General features: G+C 35.0%; 15 protein-coding genes and 1 pseudogene. 13 read left to right on the top strand and 3 right to left on the bottom strand.

Going from position 1 to position 23,254, the window contains the following annotated elements:
- Nucleotides 1-2: 2 nt before the first annotated feature.
- Together PMOB_RS02480 and PMOB_RS02485 are read right to left on the bottom strand one after the other, a co-directional pair.
- On the bottom strand, nucleotides 3-977 hold the full coding sequence (locus PMOB_RS02480) for an ABC transporter permease (RefSeq protein WP_012208321.1): 975 nt from the start codon (nucleotides 975-977) through the stop codon (nucleotides 3-5).
- Nucleotides 978-1,037: 60 nt separating this feature from the next.
- Nucleotides 1,038-2,633: an ABC transporter substrate-binding protein gene (locus PMOB_RS02485; RefSeq protein ID WP_012208322.1), complete on the bottom strand. Its 1,596-nt coding sequence runs from the start codon at nucleotides 2,631-2,633 to the stop codon at nucleotides 1,038-1,040.
- Nucleotides 2,634-3,144: 511 nt separating this feature from the next.
- Here PMOB_RS02485 and PMOB_RS02490 point away from each other — a divergent pair.
- The 3 genes from PMOB_RS02490 to murQ are packed head-to-tail and all read left to right on the top strand — an operon-like array spanning nucleotide 3,145 to nucleotide 6,738.
- Complete coding sequence (locus PMOB_RS02490) at nucleotides 3,145-4,299, top strand: exo-beta-N-acetylmuramidase NamZ family protein (RefSeq protein ID WP_012208323.1); 1,155 nt, start codon at nucleotides 3,145-3,147, stop codon at nucleotides 4,297-4,299.
- Entirely contained in the window at nucleotides 4,287-5,873 is a 1,587-nt protein-coding gene (gene nagZ / locus PMOB_RS02495; RefSeq protein ID WP_012208324.1) for a beta-N-acetylhexosaminidase, read from the top strand. The genes PMOB_RS02490 and nagZ overlap by 13 nt, the downstream gene beginning before the upstream one ends.
- Nucleotides 5,842-6,738 carry an N-acetylmuramic acid 6-phosphate etherase gene (gene murQ / locus PMOB_RS02500; protein ID WP_012208325.1) on the top strand — a complete coding sequence of 299 codons (897 nt, stop codon included), beginning with the start codon at nucleotides 5,842-5,844 and terminating at the stop codon, nucleotides 6,736-6,738. The genes nagZ and murQ overlap by 32 nt, the downstream gene beginning before the upstream one ends.
- Nucleotides 6,739-6,786: 48 nt before the next feature.
- On the opposite strand, the gene polX is transcribed toward murQ, so the two are convergent.
- Nucleotides 6,787-8,499: a DNA polymerase/3'-5' exonuclease PolX gene (polX, locus tag PMOB_RS02505; RefSeq protein ID WP_012208326.1), complete on the bottom strand. Its 1,713-nt coding sequence runs from the start codon at nucleotides 8,497-8,499 to the stop codon at nucleotides 6,787-6,789.
- A 175-nt stretch (nucleotides 8,500-8,674) separates the two neighbouring features.
- Between polX and PMOB_RS02510 the strand changes: the two genes are divergently transcribed.
- From PMOB_RS02510 to PMOB_RS02555, 10 genes and pseudogenes are all read left to right on the top strand, one after another.
- Nucleotides 8,675-9,154 (top strand): GNAT family N-acetyltransferase, encoded by a 480-nt coding sequence (locus tag PMOB_RS02510; RefSeq protein WP_012208327.1) that lies wholly within the window; start codon nucleotides 8,675-8,677, stop codon nucleotides 9,152-9,154.
- A 274-nt stretch (nucleotides 9,155-9,428) separates the two neighbouring features.
- Entirely contained in the window at nucleotides 9,429-11,159 is a 1,731-nt protein-coding gene (locus tag PMOB_RS02515; RefSeq protein ID WP_012208328.1) for an ABC transporter substrate-binding protein, read from the top strand.
- 94 nt (nucleotides 11,160-11,253) lie between these two features.
- A complete protein-coding gene (locus PMOB_RS02520) occupies nucleotides 11,254-12,264 on the top strand; it encodes an ABC transporter permease (RefSeq protein ID WP_012208329.1) in 1,011 nt (336 codons plus the stop codon).
- Nucleotide 12,265: 1 nt separating this feature from the next.
- Nucleotides 12,266-13,099 carry an ABC transporter permease gene (locus PMOB_RS02525; protein WP_012208330.1) on the top strand — a complete coding sequence of 278 codons (834 nt, stop codon included), beginning with the start codon at nucleotides 12,266-12,268 and terminating at the stop codon, nucleotides 13,097-13,099.
- Nucleotides 13,099-14,124 carry an ABC transporter ATP-binding protein gene (locus PMOB_RS02530; protein WP_049755224.1) on the top strand — a complete coding sequence of 342 codons (1,026 nt, stop codon included), beginning with the start codon at nucleotides 13,099-13,101 and terminating at the stop codon, nucleotides 14,122-14,124. Before PMOB_RS02525 ends, PMOB_RS02530 begins: the two co-directional genes overlap by 1 nt.
- Nucleotides 14,117-14,923, top strand: a complete 807-nt coding sequence (locus tag PMOB_RS02535) for an ABC transporter ATP-binding protein (protein WP_012208332.1) — start codon at nucleotides 14,117-14,119, stop codon at nucleotides 14,921-14,923. The genes PMOB_RS02530 and PMOB_RS02535 overlap by 8 nt, the downstream gene beginning before the upstream one ends.
- A gap of 101 nt (nucleotides 14,924-15,024) precedes the next feature.
- Nucleotides 15,025-16,365: a GH1 family beta-glucosidase gene (locus tag PMOB_RS02540; RefSeq protein ID WP_012208333.1), complete on the top strand. Its 1,341-nt coding sequence runs from the start codon at nucleotides 15,025-15,027 to the stop codon at nucleotides 16,363-16,365.
- A 51-nt stretch (nucleotides 16,366-16,416) separates the two neighbouring features.
- Nucleotides 16,417-18,687 (top strand): annotated as a pseudogene (locus PMOB_RS11135) (glycoside hydrolase family 3 C-terminal domain-containing protein).
- A 79-nt stretch (nucleotides 18,688-18,766) separates the two neighbouring features.
- Nucleotides 18,767-20,779: a methyl-accepting chemotaxis protein gene (locus PMOB_RS10165; RefSeq protein WP_012208334.1), complete on the top strand. Its 2,013-nt coding sequence runs from the start codon at nucleotides 18,767-18,769 to the stop codon at nucleotides 20,777-20,779.
- 91 nt (nucleotides 20,780-20,870) lie between these two features.
- Nucleotides 20,871-23,252, top strand: coding sequence for a glycoside hydrolase family 2 protein (locus PMOB_RS02555; RefSeq protein ID WP_012208335.1), 2,382 nt, complete (start codon nucleotides 20,871-20,873; stop codon nucleotides 23,250-23,252).
- Nucleotides 23,253-23,254 lie beyond the last annotated feature (2 nt).

The raw sequence follows: 23,254 nt of genomic DNA on the forward strand, positions 1-23,254 counted from the left end.
TATCAACCCCTTGTCCTTGGATCTAGGAAAATGTAAATAAAATCAAGCAAAAAGTTAGCTAACAAAACGGATAAAGATATAATGAAGAAAATGGCTTGCATTAGCGGGTAATCCTGGCTAGTAACACCCTTATACATTAAATATCCTATTCCAGGATATGAAAAAACAATTTCTGTCAATAATGCTCCGCCTACTATATAACCTAAAGAAAGACCAAAAGAAGTTACGCTGGGAAGAAGCGCGTTTCTTGCTGCATACCTATTCATAATCTCTTTATCTTTCAGACCCTTAGCTTCGGCAACCACTATAAAATCTTCTGAAAGTGTTGATATCATATTATTTCTCATGGTTAAGATCCAGGTACCTAAGGAAGCTAAGACTAATGTAAGAGCAGGAAGAAATCCGTGATATAACACACTTCCTACAAATCGCCATCCAGTTAAAAATTCTTGTGTTGAATAAGCATTTGAAAGTGGAAATGCTCCTAACATAAATCCAAAAACATAAAGCAAAATCAAGGCTAACCAAAAATATGGAAAACCTCTAATTATTAGGCCAATGATTGTTACAAAAGAATCAAATGGTGTATTTCTTTTCCACCCCGCTCTTATTCCCAAAGAAGTTCCTAAAATAAAGCTGATTACCGTTGAAATTCCCACAAGCCCAATAGTCCATGGTAAAGATGAAAAAATTAAATCCTTTACCTCAACAGGGTAATATGAATACGACACACCAAAATTAAAAGTTAAAGTATTTTTTAAATAAGAGAAGTATTGTTTGAGTATAGGTGTTTCTTTATCGACGCCCAACGCTATTCTCATTGCGTCAACTGCTTCAGGCTGCACCTCTCCACCCATTCTTAAAAGTATTCTTTCTGCAGGATCGCCAGGCATCAACCGCGGCAATATAAAGTTGATTGTAAGTGCAGCAATTAAAGCTATTACAAAAAAGAAAATCTTTTCTCTCAAATATTTCATACGTTATACCTCCAAAAACCGCCCCAAAAGGGGCGGGTCGTTATTATTCCCTGAATTCACTTACTTAACAGGTTCCAAGTTCATCATTATGTATGCTTTATCCATTCCGGTTATAGTTGGTAAAGCATATGGATTCTCCTTATTAGGCCATCCTTCAAAATTATATGTAGTATATTCAAACCATGTTGGATTGTAAAATAAAGGAATAGCAGGAATTTCTTGCAAAACAATGAGTTGGAGTGAGGAAATAGCAAGTTGTCTCTCTTTTTCATCTGAAGTCTTTCTGAAAATTTCCAACAAAGAGTCTGTGGTTAAGCTAATCCAACCACCTCTGTTGTCACCACTATAAGCATTCCTAGAGTGCAACCACCTTTCATAGAAAAAGTAAGGATTTATACCGTAATTCACCCAACTCAACGCCAATTCAAAATCTTTATTTCTAATTCTCTCTAAATACAATCCAAAATCGACTTGTGATACAACTACATCTATCCCTATTTGTTTTAATTGGGAGGAAAGTACTTGTGACACTGCTATCCAGTCTGTCCATCCAGCAGGAACTATCAGTTCAAAACTTAATTTGTTTCCATTACTATCAGTGAATATGCCATCTCTACCGATACTATACCCCAAATCATTCAACATCTCTTTTGCTTGTTCGGCATCTTTGTCATACCACATATGTTTTAAATTATCATTGATTAATTCTGAGAAACCACCTTTTATCAATACCGGATTAGAAACAGTGGCTAAATTCGACATTCCTATCTGTACCAGCTGTTCATTATCTATACCCAAAGCAATAGCTTTTCGGAAATTCTCATCTTTAAACCTTTCATCATCAAGGTTAAAGAAGAGTAGGACTGGGTTCCCTTCCGGGAGCCAATAACCTCTGTTCTCTGGATCGGCTTTAATAAATATATTCTCAATATTTGGAAAGAACAAAGTCCCCCAATCAATTTCTTTATTCATTAAAGCCAGTTGAGCAGCGTCGTTTCCAGTAAAGGCAGGAATTCTAATAGTATCGACTTTCACCTTTTCTTTCTGCCAATAATTTGGATTTTTCTCCAATGTATAAACTTGGCTAGTAAATTGTCCTAACAAGTAAGCACCTGTTCCAATAGGGTTTTCAGCAGTGTAAGTGGTTGGATCACTTAGATTTAACCAGATATGTTCGGGGACAATGTATACGCTAAAAATATCTGTATATATGAGTGTATCAACTTGAGATAAAACAAACTTAACATGTTGATTATCCACTTTGGTTACCTCTTTCAAGCCTTTTTTCCACATACCTCCAGTATCCAGAGCGGGATAACTTTTAATCATGTTAAAAGTAAATACCACATCATCTGCGTTAAAATTCTCTCCATCAGACCATTTAACATTTTCCCTTAATGTAACTTCAAGTTCCAAATAATCATCAGACCATTCGTAATCTGTGGCTAACCATGGGACAACCTCGCCAGTATATCCGTTAATGTAAAACAAAGTTTCGTAAATGAAACCTCTAGCCGAGAAGTTACTACCACCTGAAAAATAAGGGTTGAAATTTCTTGAAAACGGCCCTGTCACATCCATGATCATAGAAAGAGTACTTGCAAACGAAAACACACTTAAAACAGAAATCACTACAAACAAAAGTATCTTTTTCATCTTTGTTCCCTCCTTAAAATTTTTTGAAAATACTATATTCAGAAAAACTAAAACCTATTTTATACTCCTTCTCTTCTATACTCCCTAATTCATTCAAGCATAATCAAAGTAAATTTGGTTTCAAATTTCAAACTCTTTCTCTTTCGTATTAACTTTATTGCATAGATGTGGTACTAGGGTTAACCGTATACACAGATTTTATACATTTGCCCTCTTCGTATAGTTAGTATAATACCAAAATTTTGTGAAGATTTAGAAAGTATCAAACTGTAAAAAAAAGAAATTTAATTTGTATTTAAGTAATGACTTTTATTTGAAACATTTATACTTTTTTATTATACTACTATAATTTTTCTTTTGCAAATTAGAGATAACGAGATATAATCTTCTAATCCAAAATAATTGCCTATAATTCCAAATAATCGCTCTTAATTAAAAAAAATAGAATTGACATATTGTTATAACTTAAGATACAATATGTATAATAAAAAAAAGTGGGGGAGAATATTAAATGATTCTTCAAGGTTTGGATTTAATGGAAAAAGATGGGTTCACAAAATTAAAAAACAAAAAAGTTGGTTTGGTAATAAATTATTCCTTAGTTAACAAAAATATGGAAGATGGCATAGAAATAATGTTGAAAAATGGAGTAGATATAAGAAAAATATTTACACCCGAACATGGATTATATGGTCTTGCTGATGGAGTTGAATACTCAGATCAGATTCATCCTTTATATAATATACCAATTATTAGCTTATATGGAAAGCACAAAAAGCCTACACAAGAAATGTTAGAAGATATCGACATACTAGTATACGATATTCAAGATGTTGGCTTACGATTTTATACTTTTATATACACTCTAGCTAATACAATAATTTCCGCCCAAGAAAATAGTAAAAAAATAATCATATTAGACAGAATAAATCCTTTAGGAAGGATTGTTTTTGGTTCACGAATAAAAAAAGAATATTCAACTTTTGTTGGTGGATATGAACTTCCTTTAAGATATGGTTTGACACCAGGTGAATTAGCAAAGTACTACAAAAAATATCTTGACCTTGATTTAGATCTTGAAATCATTCCTATTGAAGGATGGAAAGGAGAATCATTTGAAAACACTAAATTGAAGTGGAATATTCCCTCACCCTCTCTTCCAACATTTGATTGTACCTTGGCTTACAGTGGAACTTGTCTCATAGAGGGGACTAATGTAAGTGAAGGAAGGGGAACTCCTAAACCTTTCTGTTTCGTGGGAGCTCCTTGGATAGATGAAAACATTCTATACAAATTCATAAAAGAAAAATTTCCCTATTTAATTTTAAGAAAAAGGTATTTTATACCAAATTCTTCTAAATACCAAGGTGAATTGTGCAAGGGCATAGAATTTTTCCCTGAAATTAAAGATAATTTTACCATTGTTGCCATAGAGATTATACGCCACTTAATTCAACAAAAAGAAGAATTTGAGTTTAGAAAATACATAGATAAAGGAAGTCAAACACAAAGAGATCATATAGAAAATTTATTGGGGGAGGATAAAAAAATTTTCTTTGAGAATAATGACACTTATTTAAATGAATTGTACAAGAGCTCCCAAGATTTCATTGATTTTTGTGAAGATATACTATTATATGGAGGATTAAAACTATGGAAAGTTTAGAGAAGGCTTTGGGGAAACTATTCTTAATAGGGATTCAAGGAACCTCTTTAAACAACGAAAATATGAAGGTTTTAAAATCAACTTTGCCTGGGGTTATCATTTTCTTTTCACGAAACATAGAAAACAAATATCAACTTAGCAAGTTTATCGAAGATATTAAAAATTTTTTAGATTACGAACCCTTATTTTGTATCGATCAAGAAGGTGGAACGGTAGCAAGATTAAAAAAAGGATTTACTGTTGTACCCAGCGCTATGGGTATAACTGCGACTAACGAAGCAGAGAATGCATATCTTTCTGCAAATTTACTTGCAAAAGAAATGTTAGCAGTTGGAATCGATTGGAATCTTGCTCCAGTTGTTGATATCAACAACAACCCAAAGAATTCTGTAATTGGAATTAGAAGTTTTTCCGATGATAAAAATGTGGTACTAAAGTTTGCCCGTGAATATGTGAAGGGATTGCATGACGGGGGAGTACTTTCTTGTCTAAAACATTTCCCTGGTATTGGGAACGTCAACACCGATCCTCATTTAGACCTTCCCCAAGGCGAATTAAGCAAAGATGATCTTCTTTCAACAGAGTTATTCCCGTTTCTAAATATTGATTCTCCTTCATGGATGCCGACTCATGTGTACCTTTCCAAGATACAAAATAAAAAAGAACCAGCATCTTTATCAGAAGAGATTTTAACAGGATTGGCAAGGGAAGAACTAAAATATAAAGGAGTTTTGGTTGCGGATGATTTTGAGATGGGGGGAGTAGCAAACTTTTATTCAGCCCAAGAGGCAGTAATAAAATCACTGAATGCCGGAATGGACATAGTTAGTATCTGCCATTCTTTTGAAAAACAATCAGCAGCCAAAAACGCTGTATTGAGAGAGTATAAAAATAACGAAAATTTTAAAAAGAAGATAAATTCATCACTAGAGAGAATCCAATCGTTAATGAAAATTTCAGCAGATTTGAGGGAGAAAAACAATAATAAAATATCACTAGAAGAAATTGGCAAAAAAGAATATATAAACTTAGCTAAAAATATTTTTGATAAATCTATCACTGTTCTTAATATGTCTCATGACAAAAGCTTTTTGCCTTTAAAAAACGTTGATGAAATTTATTACTTTGCTAAAGAGTCATTATCTTACGGAATCGAAGACAAAAGAACACAAATTTCTTATATTATTGAGCCAATATCAAAAGAACTCAAAGCAAAAGTAAACATTTTAGAAACGAGTAAAATAATTGACCCTCTGGTAAGGGAAGAAATAATTCAAAACTCTAAAAACAAAACTATCTTGGTTCTAGCTGAAAATGCATATTTGCATTCAGAATTGGTTGATTTGATAAGTAACATGTCCCAAAAATCAAAAAAACTAATTTTAGTTGCTTTAAGAAACCCATATGACGTATTTATTCCTAAAGTAAAGTACGGAATTTGCACATACGGTTTTAATGAAAATATTCAAACTTCTTTGCTTAAAATTCTCAAAGGAGAAATAAAACCAACTGGGAATTTACCAATTAAACGGAGGCTAGAAAATGCTAGAGAATCTGGAAACCGAAAAAAGTAACCCTAAGACTCAGAATTTGGACGAGATGGACATACATGAAATACTAAGAATAATTAATCAAGAGGATGCAACAATAGCGTTATCCATCGCCGAAAATTTAGAGAATATAGAAAATGTGGTTGCCAACTGTATTTCAGCTATTAAGAATCACGGAAGGATCATATATGTTGGGGCAGGGACGAGTGGTAGAGTGGCCGTTGTAGATGCGGTAGAAACAGTTCCAACTTTTGGTATAGATTCCGGGATTTTTCTCCCCTTAATCGCGGGAGGAGAAAAAGCCTTCTTTCAAGCTACAGAACATGTTGAAGATTACGAAGAAAGCGGGAAAAAAGACTTAGAAAAAAATAACGTCCGTTCTGAAGATTACGTAATAGGGATAACTGCTAGCGGGCGAACCCCTTATGTAAAAGGTGCTTTATCTCTGGCAAAAGAAATAGGATGTAAAACTGCTTTAATATGCAACGTAAAAAACCCTGAATTGATGGAATTTTCGGATATTGTAGTTTCTTTGAGAACGGGCCCAGAAGTCATTGCAGGAAGTACAAGAATGAAAGCGGGCACAGCCCAAAAAATGGTTTTAAATATGATAAGCACTGTCACCATGATAAAACTTGGAAAGACTTTTAAAAACTACATGGTGGACGTAAAAATCATGAATCAAAAATTAGAAGAAAGAGCAGTAAGAATAATTTCTGAGGTAACCGGATTAGATAAAAAAACCTGCAAAGAGTACTTAATCAAGGCTGATATGAAACCCAAATTGGCAATACTGATGATTCTATCTGGAAAAGACAAAGAATTTTGTATCGAAGCTCTAAAGAAAAACGAAGTATTGCATGAAGCATTGAAAACATTAAAGAATTAAACTCATAGGAAAATCCCCATATTTGGGGATTTTTTATCAAATTATATTTCATTTTCGTTTGAAAATTTCATACACTTGATCGATATTATAGGTATTTATCACGTCTTTCGCTTTAAGCCAACCTTTACGTGCAATACCTACTCCATATTTTACGTCTAGTAGCCCTTCCACTCTATGAGCGTCTGGACAGATGGCAAGTTTAACTCCTTTTTCTTTTGCATATTTAATGTATCGCCAATCAATATCTAACCTATGAGGGTTTGAGTTTATTTCAATTATTTTATTGTATTCAGCACAAGCATCGATAACTTTATAAACGTCAAGATCATATCCATCTCTTGAAAGTAATAACCTACCCGTTAAGTGTCCTAAAATCGTTGTGTATTTGTTCTTTACAGCTTTTATAATCCTTTCAGTCATCTCTTCTTTGCTCATCTTAAAATTAGAATGTACCGAAGCAATTACAAAATCAAACTGTTTTAATAAATCTTCTTCATAGTCCAGTGAACCATCTTTCAAGATATCTGATTCTATGCCTTTTAGTATCTTTATATCCGTATATTTTTCATTCAATCTATCAATTTCATCGAACTGTCTTAATATATCTTCCTCTTTTAAACCATTTGCATATCGGGCAGATTTACTGTGATCTGTAATACCGATATACTTGTAACCTAGTTCTCTTGCACCATTTACCATCTCGGTAAGAGTATTCGCCCCATCGCTGTAATTAGTATGTACGTGAAAAACACCTTTGATATCTTTTTCTTCAATCAATACTGGTATCTCACCTTTCTCGGCTGCTTCAATTTCACCCATATTTTCTCGAATTTCAGGTGGGATATAAGACAAATTTAATTTTCTGAATATCTCTTCCTCATCTTGGCATTTGATGAGAGTATCCCCTTTAAACAAACCATATTCGTTCATCTTTATACCCATTCGTTTTGCCCTATGCCTCATGGCGGTGTTATGCTCTTTACTACCGGTGAAGTGGTGCAAGGCGTACGGGTACTCTTCATCCTTTACTACCCTTAAATCAGTGTTAATCCCTGATTCTAAAGTTATACTTGTCTTCGTATCTCCTTTAGCAATCACATCTCTTGTTTTGTCATATTCTACAAATATTTCCATTAATTTTTGAGGATCGTTAGTAGTTGCCAATATATCTATATCTTTTACTATCTCCTTTTTTCTTCTGATACTTCCAGCTATCTCACATCTTATAACGAGCCCTGTTTTAAGTAAATATTGTTTGAGTGAATCAGCTTCGGAATATGCTTCTGAAAATAGATGCTGGTTGCTAAACCTTTTTACAAATTTAATACCTTCTAAGATTTTCTTTTGAGTCTTTTCTCCAAATCCGGGGAGCTCAACCAGCCTATTTTCAAGGCAAGCATACTCCAGTTCTCCAACGGTTTTTATATCCAATTTATCGTACAAAGTTTTTATCTTCTTAGGTCCCAGACCTGGTATTTTTAACATCTCAACCAGACCTCCGGGAATCGATGCCTTTAAATTTTCGTAGTATTCGAGTCTTCCTGTGGTGATAAGTTCGGTTATCTTTTTATTGATGGCTTCGCCTATTCCTTTGACCTCTTTTAGTTTGTTATTCTTGACTAATACTTCTATATCTTCATCAAGAGTTTCTAGAGCACGTGCAGCATTATAATACGCCCTGATTTTAAAAGGGTTTTCTCCTTTTAATTCCAGTAAAAGACTTATCTCGTCGAGAATATCTATAACAGTTTTTTTATCCATTTTACTTCAGCTCTCCTTCGTTCAGCAACTCTCCCAGATAGGATTGGGTAGGGCTGGAAAAGCAGTTGACCTCGGTTGATATTATATCATTCTTAACGTCCATTTTAAAACGATTAATCTGATGGTATAATCGTTTAAACTTTAGTAACTCAAATAAATTAAGAGGAGTGAAAAAATGGCAGATATGCTTGTGAAACTTTACGATTTGAATTACGATGAGAAGGTATTTACTGAATTAAAAGATTCAAAAATAACAGTACGGAGAGCAAAGGCACCTGAAAAATTTATCGTTTTGAATTGGATCAAAAAAGAATTTGGTGATCACTGGGCAAGCGAATGCGATGTATCTTTTTCTAACAAACCTATCAGTTGTTTCATAGCTGTAGACGAAGATAAGAACAAAATTATTGGTTTTTCTTGTTTTGATGCTACAAGCAAAAATTTCTTTGGTCCAATGGGTGTAGACAAAAATTACCGAGGAAAAGATATTGGTAAAGCGTTACTTTTAATAGCGCTAAAGAGCATGGAAGAAAGTGGTTATGCATATGCCATAATCGGAGGAGTTGGTCCTGCTAAATTTTACGAAAAAGTGGCAAACGCTACATTGATAGAAAATTCTGAACCAGGATTCTATAAAGGGATTTTGAAAAATTAAGAAAAACTACAAAAAACAGAGTTTTTATTAAATAAATTAAAATAATTACTCCTAATTGCTTCTCATCACCCATAATCAGATTTGCGATGTAACATGTTTCAGGGTAGTATTGTGTTGAGTCTCAATGAAACTTGTATTTTCGATACTACGAGCACCTTCCACCTTTTTGAAATTAAGCTGGGATGTTAAAGGGAGATAGGGGAATTTAATATAATTTTTTCATGGAAAGGCCTTTCCTTGATAATGTAACAAAAATATTGGAGCTGAAAAGAGTATGAAAAAAGCGTTTGTTGTGTTTCTTTTATTGGCAAGTTTGGTTATGGGAAGCGCGTTATTCGCTCAAGTAACCCAAATCCCCAGAGAAGAAGCAGTGTATGTCGCAGGTTTTCAGTGGGGACCACCAACAACGGATAATCCGCTTGCAGGTGGGCCAATGACGTTCGTTTCTGATCCTAGACAACATATTTGGATATATGAAACATTATTCACATGGGATGCCCTCAATGGAAAGTATGTTCCTATTTTGGGAGAATCCTATAAGTGGGTTGATGAACTAAGATTAGAGGTAAAAGTAAATCCAAAAGCGTATTTCCACGATGGAGAACCCGTTACTGCAGATGATGTTGTATATTCCTACAAATTAGGGCAAAAATATCCACTAGGTCTTCAGATTTGGGAATGGTTGAAAGATGTTTACAAGGTAGATAACCACACTGTAATCTTCGAGATGAAACCAGATAATCCAAACAGATTGATGGTAGAAGACGCACTTGGAGCTACCTTCATTCTTCCAGAACATATTTGGTCTAAGGTTGAAGCAGAAAATAATTATGATTTGACCAAAATCAGACAGTTTAGAAATGAAAATCCTGTAGGCTCTGGTCCATACAAAGTTTTTTATGAAAGTCCAGAAACTATTATTTTAGTAAGAGTAGATAATTATTGGGGAAACGAAGCTTTACACGGTGGGAAAAAACCCGCAGCTAAATACATAGTGCATCCTATTTTCAAAAGTAATGACGAAGGTAGTTTGGCCTTTGAAAATGGTGAAGTAGACGTTTCTCAGCAATTCACTCCAAGAATATGGGAAATGTGGGAAAAGAAAGGGCTTCCTGTTGGTACATGGTACGACGAGATCCCTTATCATATGCCTGCAACAATGCCTTCGTTGTGGTTTAACGTGAACAAATATCCTCTCAGTTTGCCTGAAGTTAGAAAAGCTATTGCATATTCGGTAAATTACGCAAGAATTTCCGAACTTGCCATGTCTAATTATTCTCCTAAGGTTCAAGCCAGTCTTATAATGCCCTACGGTGGTGAAGCAAAATACTTCGATGAAAACTTGGTAAAACAATACGGTTGGGAATACAATCCGAAAGAAGCTATAAGGATATTAGAAGAAGATTTGGGAGCAACAAAAGGTAAAGATGGAATATATGTTCTTCCTGATGGAACAAGACTTGGCCCATTTACCGTAGAATGCCCATACGGTTGGACAGACTGGAATGCTTCTTTACAAATCGTGGCACAAGGAGCAAGAGCAGTAGGTATAGACATCCAAACATCTTTCCCTGATGCACCTATAGCTTATGATAACAGACAAACAGGTAACTTCGATATGACGATGTGGGCACCTTCACAACCTGGACCTGCTCAACCCTGGTTGAGATTCCAAATAGCTCTTTATTCAAAAGGTGTTCCCCCAGTTGGACAAATCGCATACAGTAACTTCGGAAGATATAAAAATGAATGGGCTGACCAACTCATCGATATGATTCCAAAAGTTACCGACGAAAAAGAATTAAAGAATCTCTATACAGAGTTAGATCAACTATACAGAGAAGATATACCGATGTTCCCGTTAATGTATAGACCTCAAACATTTTACGAATACAATGAAACTTACTGGACAGGTTGGGCAAACGCAAAAAATCCTTATGCACCACCGATGCCTTTGGTAGGTGCAGGGATGGAAATGTTGTGGCATTTAGAACCTGCTAAATAAAGTAATTTATTATCCGTCGATTAAGCCAAGAGTTCGTGGAGGAAGTTTCAGCCTCCATGAACTCTTTTAAATATACCTTCGAGAGGTGAAATATGTGAAAGGATTTACGAGGTATTTTTTTCAAAAGCTTTTTTGGTATCTAATAGCTTTTTTCTTGGCTTTATTTTTGAATTTTTTCTTACCAAGACTCATTCCAGGAGATCCTATTTCAGTTATAGTAAGTAAAATGATGTCTGGAACCGTAGCAAGTGAGACGCAGGAAAGGGTTTATCAATCTTTTGTCGAAGAGTTTGGATTGGATAAACCTTTACCTATCCAGTTTTTCAACTACATAGGAAATGTTTTTAGAGGTGATTTAGGAACGTCGTTCAGTTTGTACCCCCTTTCTGTTAATGAAGTTTTGGGAAACGCTATTGTATGGACTATTTCTTTACAATTTCCGGCAATAATTGTAGGTTGGATATTAGGAAACTTACTGGGAGCCGCTGCTGCTTACAGAAAAGGGGTTTTCGACAAAACTATTTTTCCAGTGGCACTATTCGTTAATTCTATCCCTTATTATGCTTTGGCAATCATATTACTATACTTTTTTGGAGTTTACCTGGGATGGTTCCCAATTGGCGGTGGTTACAGCAGAACATTGCTCCCTTCTTGGAGTTGGGCTTTTGTAATTGATGTCTTACACCATTACTTTTTACCCTTTATTTCGATTGTTTTAGTAACAATAGGGGGACAAGCCATAGGTATGAGAGAGATGTCAATATATGAATTAAATACAGATTATGTTACCTACAGTAAGATGTTAGGTATCAAAGATAAGAAGATTCAAAGCTATGTCTTCAAAAATGCAGTTCTTCCTCAAATAACAGGACTTGCAATAAGTTTAGGTACAATGGTAGGGGGAGCTCTGATCACTGAGATAGTCTTTGGATACCCCGGAGTGGGAACGTGGCTATTCAACGGAATAAGACAGCTAGATTATCCGATGATCCAAGGTTCAACCCTTATAATAGCGATGATGGTTTTAATTGCTAATTTTATTTTGGATATGGTCTATGGACTAATAGATCCTAGAATTAAAGCTGCGCAAACGGAGGAGGGTTAATATGAATACAATAAAATTACTTTTGAAATCTCCAAAATTTTTAATAGGATTTGGCCTATTTATGTTTTTATTCTTAACTGCCTTCATATACCCTGCTGTTTCACCAAAAGATCCATTGGAGATGGTTGGATTTATGTACGAGCCCCCTTCCTCAACTTACTTGTTGGGAACAGATAACTTTGGAAGAGATGTATTTGTAGAGCTTATTCACGGAATGAAATCCTCGTTGATTATAGGATTAATTTCAGGTGTTATTGCAACAACAATAGGTATAACTATAGGCCTTTTTGCTGGCTACAAAGGAGGAACCACTGATAACATATTAAATTCAATAACTAATATATTTTTAGTTATACCTCCATTCATAATACTGATATTGATTACGGTTAGTTTAAAAAGTAGGTCCTTGTTTGTTATGGGATTAGTATTAGGAGTAACCTCTTGGCCATGGACTGCTCGTGCGGTCAGGGCGCAATCACTCAGTTTAAGAAATAGGGAACATGTTGATATAGCCAGGTTAAACGGTGCCAGTACTGTAGAAATTATAATACGCGAAATAATGCCTTATATCTTATCTTATATATTCATGGCATTTATACTCCAAGTTGCCACTGGTATTTTAAACGAAGCAGGAATAAGTATGTTAGGACTGGGTCCAAGTAATATAGTTTCACTCGGTACAATGCTTTCATGGGCACTATTATTTGAGTCTGTTAGATCAGGTGCCTGGTGGGCTTTTATACCTCCAGCTATAACCATAGCTTTAATCACTTTTTCGCTATATTTTATGAATTCGGGGATGGATGAATTATTCAATCCCAAACTTAGGAGTTGATGAGATTGGAATCTAAAAAGGTTATTTTAGAAGTTAACAATCTTAAAACCTACTATCAAACAAGGTTAGGAGAAAAAATAAAGGCGGTTAACAGCGTTTCGTTTAACCTATATGAAGGAGAAATCTTGGGAATAGCAGGTGAATCAGGTTGTGGTAAATCTACTTTAGCAATGAGTTTGTCAGGCTTATTTTTATCCCCTTTGAAATACGAAAGTGGATCAGTGTTTTTAAACAACGAAAATATCATGCAAAAAAAAGAAAATGAGTTGAGAAGTAATATACTGGGGAAAAAATATTCGTATATCCCTCAAAGTGCTATGAACGCCTTGAATCCAACACTAAAAATCAAAAATTTTGTTATAGATCTACTGAAAGAACACAATCCTAATATGACAGAAAAAGAGATTTTAAATTTGGCAAAAGAACGTTTTGAATCTCTTTCTTTGCCCCCAAGAGTTTTAAACCTCTACCCTTTAGAACTTAGCGGTGGTATGAAACAAAGGGTAGTTGTCGCAATCTCTACAATCATGAACCCAGAAGTTGTAGTAGCAGATGAACCAACTTCTGCATTGGACGTAACCTCACAAAAAATAGTAATAAAATTAATTAAAGAACTTTTTGATAAAAAAATAGTAAAAAGTATAATTTTTATAACTCACGAATTACCCATATTAAGACATATATGTGACCGTATCGCTGTAATGTACGCCGGAGAATTTGTAGAGATAGGAAACATGAAAGATGTAATCTTCGATCCTATTCATCCTTACTCACAAGCATTAATGCAGTCTATTTTAGTCCCTGAAAAAGGTATAAAAGGTAAAAAACTACCAAGTCTTCCTGGGTCACCACCTGATTTAAGGAAAATTCCAAAAGGATGTAGGTTCGCTGATAGATGCCCCTTGGCAATTGAAGATTGTAAAAAAGAAAATGTCACTTTAACTAAAGTAGGAGAAAGATCTGTTAGATGCATCAGAATAAACCATATCTTAACACAAGGGAAGAGGGTGACACCGTATGTCTAATCTCTCAAATGAAGATATAGTAAAAGTAGAAAATTTGACCAAAATATTTGGAAGTGGGAAAAAAGCTGTTAAAGCTGTAGATAACGTTACTTTTTCTATAAAAAAAGGGGAAATCGTCTCTCTTGTTGGACAAAGTGGAAGCGGAAAAACAACGGTAACTAGACTATTACTCAGGTTGTTAAAAGAAACAGAAGGCAAAATTATTTTTGAAGGTCAGGATATAACAGGTTTAACAGGGAAAGAAAAAAAGCTTTACTGGAAAAAAGTTCAAGCAATATTTCAAGATCCATACGCCTCGTTTAATATATTTGCCCCGGTAAAAAAAGTTTTAATTGATGCTTTCAAGTTATTTGACAACAGCTTTACCAAACAAGAAAAAATGGCAAAGGTTTACGAAGCTTTGGAATCAGTTAATCTAAGACCTGAAGAAGTAGCAGATAAATATCCTTTTGAATTAAGTGGTGGTCAAAGGCAAAGGATAATGATAGCAAGGGCTCATTTGATAAAACCAAAATTACTCTTAGCTGACGAACCAACTTCTATGATCGATGCAAACTTAAGATCGGGAATTTTGGAGTTATTGTTAGGTTTAAGGGATACGGAAGGTACAACTATCATGTTCGTAACTCACGACCTTGGTTTGGCTTACTACGTCAGTGATAGACTTTTCATCATGCATGAAGGGAAAATAGTAGAAAGCGGAGATGCTGATAAAGTAATAACACACCCTGAGCACCCATATACAAAACAACTAATGATGGATGTACCAAAACTATCTGAAGAATGGGTTTTAAAATAACTTAGAATGAAATATGGGTGGGCTGCGGTGCGAAGGGGAGCTAAAGTAAGTTTTTGAGTTTGTATAGACAATAAAAACAACAACATAGGAGGAATAAAAACATGTCTGAAAAAGTTTTTCCAAAGGATTTCATGTGGGGAGCAGCTACTGCATCTTACCAAATAGAAGGTTCTCCTTTAGCAGATGGAGCTGGTCCTTCGATTTGGCATAGGTTTTCTCATACACCTGGAAACACATATAATGGAGATACTGGAGATCTGGCAGACGATCATTATAACAGGTACAAAGAAGATATTGCTTTGATGAAAGAGTTAGGATTAAAAGCGTACAGGTTTTCTATATCTTGGTCAAGAATTTTCCCAAATGGTAAAGGTAAAATCAACGAAAAAGGTGTTGATTTTTACAATAGATTGGTTGATGAATTACTCAAGGCAAATATAACCCCTTTTGTTACGTTGTATCATTGGGATTTACCTGCAGCTTTACAAGATCTGGGGGGTTGGACAAACAGAGACATCGCTTATTGGTATACCGATTACGCTGACTACATGTTTCAAAGATTGGGGGACAGAGTAAAAAATTGGATTACTTTAAACGAACCCTGGGTAATGGCTTTTGTTGGACATTTTATGGGTGAACATGCACCTGGAATGAAAGATCTTTATGCCGCTTTCTCAGTTGTTAACAACCAGTTGCGAGCTCATTCAAAAACGGTTAAAGCGTTCAGAGAAGAAAACGTAAAAGAAGGGAAAATCGGAATTACTTTATCAAATACTTCTCACGATCCAGCTACGGATTCACAAGAAGATATAGATGCTGCACGGTTGGCACACGAATGGACAAATTATCCATTGTTTTTGAATCCAATATACAATGGTGAATATCCAAGCGGGATAAAAGAACATGCTTCTGTGTTTTTACCCCATAATTACGAAAATGATTTGGAAGAAATAAAAGAAAAAATCGATTTTGTAGGCATTAATTATTACTCTGGAGATCTTGTCAAGCTCGATACAAAATCATTCTTAGGTGGAAAAACCGTTGAAAGAGGTCTTCCAAAAACTGAAATGGGATGGGAGATCTACCCTGAAGGTTTCTACAAAATACTAAAAGGGGTTCAAGAAGAGTACAATCCAAAAGAAGTGTATGTCACTGAAAATGGGGCTGCTTTTGACGACAGCGTAGTAAACCAAGAGGTACACGATGAAAATAGAATAGATTACTTAAAGCAGCATCTTGAACAAGCGTTAAGAGCTATTCAAAATGGAGTTACGCTCAAAGGATACTTCGTTTGGTCTTTATTAGACAATTTTGAATGGGCATTGGGCTATTCAAAGAGGTTTGGAATAGTGTACGTTGATTACAAAACTCAAAAAAGGATCATAAAAGACAGCGGTAAATGGTATTCACAGGTTATTAAGAATAATTCTTTTAATTTCTAATCTACATTTAAAAAAAGTTTTTTAATAACAAATAAAAGGATGTGAAAAAATATGGAGAAGGACATAAAAAAGTTGATCTCTCAGATGACACTCGAAGAAAAGGCAAGTTTATGTTCAGGCTTAGACAATTGGCACACCAAACCTATTGAAAGGTTAGGGATACCTTCAATTATGATGAGTGATGGGCCTCACGGCTTGAGAAAAGAAATCACAAATCCTGAAGAAAGCTTGTTGGCAAACAGCGCCCCCGCTACGTGTTTCCCAACAGCCGCTACAACAGCTTGTTCATGGGATAGAAAATTAATTGAAGAAGAAGGAAAAGCCTTAGCCGAAGAATGTCAAGCTGAAGAAGTTGATATCATATTGGGCCCCGCTATTAACATTAAAAGGTCTCCATTGTGTGGAAGAAATTTCGAATACTTCTCTGAAGACCCCTACTTATCAACAGAACTGGCTACAGCGTATATAAACGCTGTACAAAGTTATGGAGTAGGAACCTCTTTGAAACATTACCTTGCAAACAATCAAGAACACAGAAGAATGAGTGTAGATGAAATAATAGACGAAAGAACTCTAAGAGAGATTTACTTAGCGAACTTTGAAGGAGCGGTGAAAAACGGCAAGCCCTGGACGGTAATGTGTTCTTACAACAAAGTGAACGGCACGCATGCATCTGAAAATAAATACTTATTGACAGATATCTTAAAGAAAGAATGGAACTTCGAAGGATTCGTTGTATCCGATTGGGGAGCAGTGAACGAAAGGGTAGACGGGTTAAAAGCAGGATTAGACTTAGAAATGCCTTCAAGTTTTGGAATAGGAGACGACAAAATCATACAAGCAGTAAAGAACGGACAATTAGAAGAGAAGGTATTGGATGAAACTGTAGAAAGACTTTTAAAAATTATTTTCAAAGCGATAGATAACAGGAAATAAAACGCAACATATGACAAAGAAGCTCATCATCAATTAGCGAGGAAGATTGCAAGAGAAAGCATGGTACTTTTGAAAAATGAAGACAATATACTTCCAATTAAAAAAGAAGGAACTATAGCCATAATTGGAGAATTTGCCACATTACCCAGGTATCAAGGCGGTGGAAGTTCGCATGTAAACCCTATAAAAATAGATAATCTATTAGAAGAGATAGAAAAAATAACTCAAGGAAAATCTAAAATTCTTTACGAAAAAGGATACCATCTTGGCTCAGATGAAATCGATGAGGAACTTATAGAAAAGGCGAAAAGATCTGCAAAAGAATCTGATATTGCCGTAATCATCGCAGGACTTCCTGAAAGATACGAATCAGAAGGGTACGATAGAGAACATATGCAGATGCCTCAAAGCCATAATAAGTTGATAGAAGAAATCACCAAGGTTCAACCAAATACGGTGGTGGTATTAAGTAATGGTGCCCCAGTTGAAATGCCTTGGGTTGATAAAGTCAAAGGGCTACTAGAAAGTTACTTAGGAGGCCAAGCATGGGGAGGAGCCGTTGCAGATCTCCTCTTTGGTGAAGTTAATCCTTGTGGAAAATTGGCAGAAACATTCCCAAAGAAACTGAGTCACAATCCTTCATATCTAAATTTCCCAGGCGAAGATGATAGGGTTGAATACCGAGAAGGTGTATTTGTAGGGTACAGATATTATGATAAAAAACAAATAGATCCGTTATTCCCATTTGGATATGGATTAAGTTACACCAATTTTGAATATACCGACCTAACAATAGATAAAAAGGAAATAAATGATAATGAAACGTTGAACGTTAAGGTGAAAGTTAAAAATACAGGAAATATGAGAGGCAAAGAAATAATTCAATTGTATGTAAGAGACATAGAAAGCCGAGTAAATAGGCCAGAAAAAGAACTAAAGGGATTCGAAAAAATACAACTTGACCCTGGCGAAGAAAAAACTGTAAATTTTAAGTTGGATAAAAGGGCTTTTGCTTATTACAACACAGAGATAAACGATTGGCACGTGGAAAGTGGAGAGTTTGAACTATTGGTTGGAAAATCGTCAAAAGACATTATATTAAAAGAAACAGTAAAAGTTAACTCCACAAAAATAATAAGAAAGAAGTTTCATAGAAATTCTACGATTGGCGATGTAATGGAAGACCCTATTGGTTCGCAGATCTTAAAACAAATAATGCAAGATCAGATTTCAGAAATTTTCCCCGTTGATGAACACAGAAATGAAGAGCTGGTTTTATCGATGATGAAGTATCTGCCTCTGAGAGGATTAATAAACTTTGGAAGAGGACTATTCACTGAAGAAATGCTGGAAGATCTTCTTAAGAAATTGAACGAACAAAGATAGAAATCTTTGGAGACGATCTCTTAGATCGTCTCTTTACTTTAATCACTCATTTGAATAAAAAAGGGGAAGGTGATCTTTTATGAAATCAAGATCCATTGGTAAAAGAATAATAAGTATAGTAATAATCATATTCATATTGTTCGGCCTTTCTATAATTTTTAATACCACTTCTCTTACCAAATCAAATGCTGGTTTGGAATCTTATAAAAATTTGTCAGACCAAGTTAATAATATAACAGAAGTAGAAACAGCATTTTTTGAAGCTTCTTTGAATTTTAAAGATTATATAGATAATTACGAAAAGAATTTTGAAAACGCCTTTAGAGGAAATTTATCTAAAATAGAATCATATATGAATAATTTGCTTGACACCACAGAAGAATCTACTTCTTTAGTTTATATTAATGAATCTTTAAATACATATGGATCTAATTTCGATCAAATTGTACAATTAAATTTTCAGGCTAATACTTTTCTTTCGGAATACAATAAGCTAAGCGAATTACTTATTCAACAACTAAATGATTTCAATACTTTAACTAAACAATATAGTGTTTTGGCTTTTTCACTATTATCAGAAGATCCTGTTGTAACAGTGCAAAATATCAATGAAGAAGTTAAAAAATATTTCTCTTCTAAATCTTCAAGCGATAAAAACAATGTATTAAATATATTCTCAACCTTTAAAGACAATTTAGCTTTTGTAGAATTTGGATTAACCAACGATGAACTTAAAAATGCTTTTTCTGAGCTAATGGAAAACCTCAACAATTTAGAAAGCACCTTCAACCAAATAGTCACAACGATAGAATCCCAACAACCCATAATCGGGCAGATGGAACAAGCAAGGGTAGAGATAATAAACCTGTTAGAAGAACAAAGAAATAAATTAAAGGTTCAGCAAGACACGTTAGGTCCATCACTCATAGAAGAAAACAATCAAGCAATAACCTTGACAGCCATCCTAACCGTAGTAGCCTTCATAGTATCGATAATCATGGTCATCTATCTAATAAGGAGTATAACGAAACCACTGTTAGACTTCAAAAATAAGATAAACCAATTCAAAGAAGGAGACCTAACGATAAACTTTGAAAGTAAAAGCAAAGACGAAATAGGACAGATGGCGAACGCCCTATCAGAAATGAGTAAAGAATTAAGAAGATCCATGGGGTCAATAAGGCAGGCATCGGACAAAGTAGAAAACGCATCAGAAAGTCTAACACAATCATCACAAGAAAGTAGGAAGAACTCAGAAGAACTCAAAAACCAGATGGACAAGATACAAACAAGTACGGAAGAAACGGCAGGAAACGTAGAAGAAGTGACCTCAGGTGTAGACGAAGTAGCAAGGGCAGCACAAGGTGTATCCCAAGACGCACAAAGACTAAGTGAAGAAGCAGATGAAACAAGTAAAGCTGCAGAAGAAGGAAGCAAAACGATAGAAAGTATAAGTCAAGCTGTGAAAGAAGCGGTAGAAAGGACGAAAGAAAGTCAAAAAGAAGTAGAAACACTCGCAAGCAACGCCAAGAACGTACAAAGTATAGTAGAAACGATAAACTCGATAACGGAACAAACGAACCTGTTGGCACTAAACGCAGCGATAGAAGCGGCAAGGGCAGGGGAAGCGGGAAGAGGATTTGCAGTTGTAGCGGATGAGATAAGGAAGTTAGCGGAAGAATCAAGGAATGCAACGGATGAAATATCCGAAATACTAACCAACATAACGCAAGGAACGAACAAAGTAAACGAATCGACGAACAAGGTAGTAGGAACGATAGGAGAAATAAACGAAAAGATGGAGAATGTACAGAAAAGTTTCAATCGTATAAAAGAAAGGATAGAAAGGATGGACCAAGGGATAGAAAACATGACGGCAAGTGCAGAGGAACAAAGTGCGAGTGCACAAGAGATGAGCACAGCGATGGACAGGGTAGCGAAAGCTGTGACAGAAATAAGTGAACAACTAGAAAGGTCAAGAAGTGTAATAGACGAACAAGTAAAACAAGGGATAGGGATAAACGAAGAAGCGAAAGAGCTGAGTGAGTTAGCCACAGAGTTAAAAGGATTAGTTGGAAGTTTTAAAATATAAAATCATCAAAGAGACGCTATATATAAGGTTTTAGAGTTTTTAAGGTTTTAAAGACAGTACCAAAAAATATTAATAGGAGGAGAAATTTCAATTGAAAATATCTTTAAATGGAAAATGGAAGGTTTACGATAACGAAAAAGAGTTTGAGTTTGATGGAAACGTTCCTGGAACCGTACAAGGAGACCTTGTGGATTTGAATCTCATGCCTCACCCTTATGTAGGAGAAAATGAAAAACTTTTCAAAAGGTTAGAATGGAAAAATTGGATATACGAGAAGAAATTTCACATAGAAGAGATAAACGATGAGCTACGTTACGATCTTGTATTAGAGGGTGTGGATACCCTTTCAAATATTTACCTTAACGATAATTTTGTTGGAGAAACCGAGGATATGTTCATAGAATACCGGTTTGATATCAAAAAGTATTTGAAAATTGGAGAAAATTCTTTAAAAATAGAGATTAAATCTCCCATAGATCTCCCTAAAAGATTTGAAAAAAATTATGGGAAATTACACTCTGGCGAAGAAACCGCTAGAGTTTACATAAGAAAAGCTCAGTATTCCTATGGCTGGGACTGGGGAGCAAGAATAGCTACAAGCGGGATATACAGAGATATATACATAGAAAGTTACAAAGATGCTAGACTTTTTGGTTCCACCGCTTTTTTGGAGACTTTAGATGGAAAAGTTAACTTTTCCGGTTACATTGATTCGTGTATCAACTATACTAAAAACTACGAGGTAGAAATCCTTTTCAATGGAAATCCAGTAATTACATTACCAGTAACCACTAGTGTTGAAAATTACAAGTTTGAAGGTTCTAAAAGAATAGAGAATTTAAAGCTTTGGTATCCACACGATTTGGGTGAAAGTTATTTATACGAAGTTGAGTTCAGACTTAAGGAAAATAAAGAAGTAATCTATGGTGAAAAAAAGAAAATAGGTTTTAGAATCGTCAAAGTAGTGAGAGAAAATGATTCAGAAGGAGAAAGCTTTATCTTCGAGATAAACGGCAGAAAAATCTTCGCCAAAGGCGCAAATTGGATACCTGCTGAAAATATCTTAAGTTGGTTAAAAGGGAGTGATTACGATAAACTTCTCAAAATGGCGAAGGAATCCAATATGAACATGTTGAGAGTATGGGGAGGTGGCCTTTACGAAGATCCTGCATTTTACAACAGATGTGATGAGTTAGGAATATTAGTTTGGCAAGACTTCATGTTTGCATGTGCGGAATATCCTGACCATATAGATTGGTTTAGAAAGCTTGCAAATGAAGAAGTAAAACATCAAGTATTGAAACTAAGACACCATCCAAGTATAGTCCTTTGGTGCGGAAATAATGAGAATAATTGGGGCTTTGAAGAATGGGACTACAAATTGAAAGTGGATGGGAAAAATCTTGGAAATAGACTTTATTTGGAAGATTTTCCTAAAATATGTGCTCAAGAAGATCCATCGAGACTGTACTGGCCATCAAGCCCATACGGTGGCAGTAGAGCTAACTCTTCTGAAGCAGGAGACAGACATGTTTGGGAAATCTGGTCCGGATGGCAAGATTATAAATACTATACATGGGACACTTCAAAGTTCGTAAGTGAATTTGGATTTCAAGCGGCTCCAGATCCGAAAACTATTGATTTCTTTGCAGAAGACAAAGAAAAAGATATATTTTCACCAACGATGTTAAATCATAATAAACAAGTTGAAGGTCCCGAAAGACTCTTAAGGTTCATCAATGGGCATTATGGATTGATTGACAACTTTGATTCAATTGTTTATTTAACTCAACTCAACCAAGCAGAGGCTATTAAAACAGGAGTAGAACACTGGAGAAACAGAAAATACAAAACAGCCGGAACTCTTTATTGGCAAATAAATGATTCATGGCCTGTTTTCAGTTGGGCTTCAATAGATTATTTTAAAAGGCCCAAGCCTTTATACTTTTACACTAAAAGATTTTATAATCAATTGTTAGCGATTGCCAAAAATAAAGATGAAAAGGTCATAATATCACTGATAAACGATGGAATCAAAATCAAACTTGATTTGGAATTTCAACTTTGGTCTCTAAATGGGAAAAAACTTATGCAAAAAGAATATTCAAACATAAAAACGTCCGAAGATTCTGTAATAACTGTTGATCAACTCAATATTTCCAACATTGACTTAGATAACTCCATAGCTTACTTAATTCTAAAACAAAATGGAAAAACCATAATAGAAAACCACGAATTATTTGCAGATTTAAGAAAAAATAAATTAAACGATCCAAAGATTACATACGAAAAAGAAGGAAACAACTTGATATTGAGTTGTGAAAAACCGGCGTGGGGAGTAAACGTTAGGGTAAATGGAGAAAATTATTCTCAAGATAACTTCTTTACTCTTTTTCCATCCTATCAAAAAGTTTTAAATAATATTGAAGGGGAAATTAGCATAAAAAGCGCCTTTGATTATTTGAGGAGATGAGT

Origin of the sequence: Petrotoga mobilis SJ95 (assembly GCF_000018605.1) — a bacterium.
GTDB lineage: Bacteria > Thermotogota > Thermotogae > Petrotogales > Petrotogaceae > Petrotoga > Petrotoga mobilis.